At 37.9% G+C, this 1,226-nt stretch carries 1 protein-coding gene; it reads right to left on the minus strand.

What is annotated here, in order from left to right; all coding sequences use genetic code 11:
• Positions 1-486: 486 nt before the first annotated feature.
• The coding region (locus AB4653_RS26120; RefSeq protein WP_372105679.1) for a putative bifunctional diguanylate cyclase/phosphodiesterase at positions 487-1,226 on the minus strand (740 nt) is incomplete at its 5' end.

A 1,226-nucleotide genomic window follows, 5' to 3' on the forward strand; every position in this document is an offset into this window, starting at 1 on the left:
TGTCAGATCTCTCCGGGTTTTTATGATTATCTCGACATGGTTTCTTTATTGTTAATTTTGAAAATATAGTTTTCTTTTCTATGTTAATTTGTATTTCACTTGTGTTTACTTCTGTTGTTGGCCTGTTTCTATAAGGATGGCTTGATTTGATTTTCATGTCATTTAAGTTTATGTAAATAAAGGAAATAAATTAAAGATTACCCGCTCTATAAGAAAGGGTAATATCTAGTATTATTTTCCAGAGCATAGTATAAGTATGTCTACTTTGGTTGGTTGGATATTGATGATTATATTAGGGTGACATTGGGGAGTAATTTAAATGGTAATTTAATTACAACTAACCAAAGTGTAAATTATCTAGACTTGGGTATGACGTAAAATTTACGTAAGCGGTATGTTGATAGCATTTTCGCATCTACCACTTACATAATTATATTGTGCTTGGGGAATTTAATTGCTTTAGTAAGTAACCCCCTTAGAGTCGAGTTATCTACTAGACAAAAATCGCATTTCGACTTCATCGGGTGGGATAGGTTTGCTGAACAGAAATCCCTGTAAATATTGATATCCGCAACTGGTTAAGAAAGCTTTTTGTGTTTCAGTTTCGACCCCTTCCGCAACCACCATAAGCCCCAATTTTTCACAGATAGCATAGGTGGCTTGGACAATCGCTTCGCTCCCTTTATAGGTGCCATGGACGAAGCTTTTATCTAGCTTAACGGTACTAATTGGCAAGTCATGCAACATAGAGAGAGAAGAGTAGCCAGTGCCGAAGTCGTCAAGGTGTAGCTCAACGCCTAACGCTGAAATATCGTCTAATGCTTGTCTGACTTCACCGTGTTTGAAGATCATTGAGGATTCAGTGATCTCAAGGGCGATACTTTTAGGTTGTATGTTGTAGAAGTTGAGCATTGCCGATAGTTGCTCTGCAAAAGTAGTGTGCATCTGAATACACGAGATATTGATGCTCATTACCAATTCATCATCAAATTTTCGGTGCCATATCGACAGTTGCTTAAGTGCAGAGTTAAGGACCCACTTTCCGAGTGGAACAATCTGTCCAGTTTCTTCCGCTAGGCTAATAAACTCATCAGGCTTGATGTTGCCAAGATCTTTATCCGACCATCTTAGTAAGGCTTCAAACCCTTTAACTTTATTGCTATTGGTGTCCATTATCGGTTGGTAATGAAGATTGAGGTCATCACCTTCTAGTGCCAGAGTTAACC

This window comes from Vibrio sp. 10N.222.48.A3 (genome assembly GCF_041475345.1).
In the GTDB taxonomy this organism is placed as follows: domain Bacteria; phylum Pseudomonadota; class Gammaproteobacteria; order Enterobacterales; family Vibrionaceae; genus Vibrio; species Vibrio tasmaniensis_A.